Below are 2,934 nucleotides of genomic sequence, written 5' to 3'. Positions count from 1 at the left end.
GAACTCCATCGGACGGTCGATCAGGTCCTTGGTGTTCTCGTTGCTCTGCAACATGGTGATCAGATCGAAGCCGGGTTCCTCCCCGGCTTCTGTCCGGGCCTTCTTGTCGTACCACAGAGAACTCAGACCGCTCGCCATGTCGCGCATCCCGTCGAACGTCTCGTCGAGGTCCGCGGGACCACCGTTGGCCTCCTCGAACGACGTCGCCATATCTGACCAGTACACGAGTTTGCGACGTTCCTCGTAAGGGAAGTCCAAGAGCGTCGCGAGCATCCGAGCTGTCAATTCGATCGAGACGGTCTGCACCCAATCGAAAGGCTGATTCACCGGCAAGTCGTCTAGTACCTCGCGAACCCGAGACCGAATGAGCGTCTCCATCTCACGCAGGTTCTTCGGCGCGACCACCCCCTGCACAGCTGCTCGCTGCACGTCGTGGCGCGGTGGGTCCATCGCGATGAACATCTCGATATCGAGAAAACGAGGCGGGGCCCCGATCACTATCATCGGCTCGGCGGAGAAGACCTCATGGTTCTTATCGACCGCGATGATGTCTTCATGTCGGGTCACTGACCAGAACGGCCCGAACGCACTGTTGGGCTGAAAGTGGACCGGAGCCTCGTTTCGCAGGCGCTCATAGTAGGACTGCCAGCGGCCTTGGCGATAGAGAAAGGGATTACTGAGGTCGATGTCGGCGAGTTCGACGTCCTCGACGGGGGGGATGGGCTTCTCTACGAAGAGCTTCTTCCCATTCGTCCTTGTCACCCAGCGCCGAGTCCTGTCGTACAGATGGGCGCCCCGGATCTGAAGATCCATCGGGATGGCCGACTGAACCTTGTCGCCGATCGTATCGGAAACCTTCACGTGTCTCACCTTGTCTTTCGTCGTTACATCTGGAACGTCGTTACATCTGGAACTCTGGCACCTGGACGACCAGGCCGTCCCAATCCGCGGACGCGGTCATCTGGCACGACAGTCGGGAGGTCGGCAGCCGTTCGGGGTTCATTGAGAGCATCTCTTCTTCACTTGCTCCCGAGAGGCCCACCACGTCGGACCATTGCGGATCAACGATGACATGACACGTGCCGCACGCGGCTTCGCCTCCGCAATCGGCGTCGATTCCGGGCACCGCGTTGTTGACGGCGATCCGCATGAGTGACTGCCCCTCCTCCAAGGGCACCTCGTGCTCCTCGCCGTCGTGGGAGACAAAGGTTACAACTGCCATAGTGAACTCCTGATACGTAGTATTTGACGTCCTTTGGCCCGTTGAGTTTTCCGTTGGTCAGCGCAGGCTCAGTGGCCTTCTTGTCACGCTTCTTTCCCTGGGCTCAGACGGCCGCGGCGGGCGCCTCGTGCGTCCGTCTCTACGTGGGTCGGCGCGCCTCTTCTCGGTGGAGTGGCCGTCCTCGACGCCACTGTGACGTCGGCCACGTTCGTGACCCAGTCTGGAACGCCCGACCCACTTTGTCAACGAATATTCCCTAGTGAATCTCGTTCACGGGCCGGGGGGGCCTCGACCCGGTAGCATCCGGGAGGTGACCGAGTCGGCAAGCGCGCCCCCGCGGCGCAGCCCCCGGATGGTTAAGCGCCGCGCGCAGAACTGCGAGCGCATCCTCGACGCCGCCGAGCGGGCGTTCGTCTCCGGGCAGCGCAACGTCCGGATGGAGCAGATCGCCGAGGACTCGGACATGTCAGTGGGCGCGCTCTACAAGTACTTCGGCAGCAAGGACGGCATCCTGCTCGCCCTCGCCGACCGCGCGCTGACCCGGTTCAGCACCTACCTCGACGAGGCCCTCCGTCCCGAGTACTCGCCCCTCGAGCAGGTCATCGCCGCCAGCGACGTGTACCTGCGGTTCTACCTGGACCACCGCGGGTCGTTCCGCTTCCTCGCCTTCGACGGCCACGGTTCCGGCCTCTCCGCCAGCGCCCACGAGCTGAGCCAACAAGTCGGCGACCGCCTCGACGAGATCCTCGGCCGGTTCCAAGCACACCTCGAAAGCGCCATCGCCACGGGCGAGGCCTCGCCCGACTACCCGCCGAAAGAAACCGCGCTCTTCCTCTGGGGCGCATGGAACGGCGTCGTCTCCCTGACCCTGCGCAATGACCGCATGGCACTCACCGACGATCAACTCGCCGCCACCCTCGACGTCGGCCGCCGCCTCGTCAACGAGGGACTCGCCCACCCCAGCTTCCGCATCCGCGGCCACTCGCGCGCCCGCGTCATGGACCCCACCAAGAACTGGTAAGCGCGCACCCACGGCCCCACCCGACAGCCCGCTCACGAGCGACCACCACTCACTGGCCACACGACCGCCAGTCACGTACCTGGGCTCCCACATCCCGGTGTCGCTGTGGGAACGAGGAATCACCGGGATTACCGTGGCCCCGCCGGCGGGCAACACCGCCCTGGCCGCCGTCTTGGATACCTACAACCTGACCGCCGATAGCCGGCGCTCCCCTCCCTCTGGGCAGAATCGCCTTCGGGTCGTCGCCTGGGCCCTGGGCGCCGACGACCCGCCGCAGCGCCCGCTCGCCGGCGATATCCGGGCGAGCACTATCCCGCCGGACGCCACAGGCGGGTAACATAGGTAACGGAAAACGTTTCCGGTTACCCGTTACCGATCGGAGGGGAGATGGCTATGTCGACGTCGGAGAAGATCGCCAGGGCCTATGGGGTGCTCGTCGCGCGAGGGGACAAGGTCACCGTGCGCAGCGTGCAGCGTGAAGCGGGGGTGCGCATCGGTGAGGTGGCCGCGTGGATGCGTGAACACGCCACCGGCGCTGCTGGGGACGTGCCCGAGGCTCCGGATCTGTCGGAGGCGATGTCGGCGATGGTGCAGTCGGTGTGGGCCGCGGCGTGGAAGCGGGCCGCGGAGCAGGCGGACGAGGCGACCGCCGTGGCGCTGGATGCAGCCCGCACTGGCGAAGCAGACGCCC

3 protein-coding genes and 1 pseudogene are annotated in these 2,934 nt (G+C 64.9%); 2 read left to right on the top strand and 2 right to left on the bottom strand.

From position 1 onward, the window contains the following. Window positions 1-861: pseudogene (locus tag G6027_RS04350) on the bottom strand (cytochrome P450); the annotation flags it as partial. 40 nt (window positions 862-901) lie between these two features. After that, a complete protein-coding gene (locus G6027_RS04345) occupies window positions 902-1,222 on the bottom strand; it encodes a 2Fe-2S iron-sulfur cluster-binding protein (protein WP_182635722.1) in 321 nt (106 codons plus the stop codon). Between the two features lie 310 nt (window positions 1,223-1,532). On the opposite strand from G6027_RS04345, the gene G6027_RS04340 reads away from it, so the two are divergent. Beyond that, window positions 1,533-2,243, top strand: a complete 711-nt coding sequence (locus G6027_RS04340) for a TetR/AcrR family transcriptional regulator (protein WP_146776291.1) — start codon at window positions 1,533-1,535, stop codon at window positions 2,241-2,243. A 387-nt stretch (window positions 2,244-2,630) separates the two neighbouring features. After that, window positions 2,631-2,934: DNA-binding protein (locus G6027_RS04335; RefSeq protein WP_346995628.1), on the top strand; the 304-nt coding region annotated here is incomplete at its 3' end.

Origin of the sequence: Dietzia sp. SLG310A2-38A2 (assembly GCF_014145095.1) — a bacterium.
In the GTDB taxonomy this organism is placed as follows: domain Bacteria; phylum Actinomycetota; class Actinomycetes; order Mycobacteriales; family Mycobacteriaceae; genus Dietzia.
Note: the sequence above shows the minus strand (reverse complement) of the source record. Positions and strands in the feature narration are given on the sequence as shown.

What these genes read in the sequence shown, in the direction of transcription:
- G6027_RS04345 (WP_182635722.1), bottom strand. Translation starts at nt 1,222, where the DNA reads ATGGCAGTTGTAACCTTTGTCTCCCACGACGGCGAGGAGCACGAGGTG.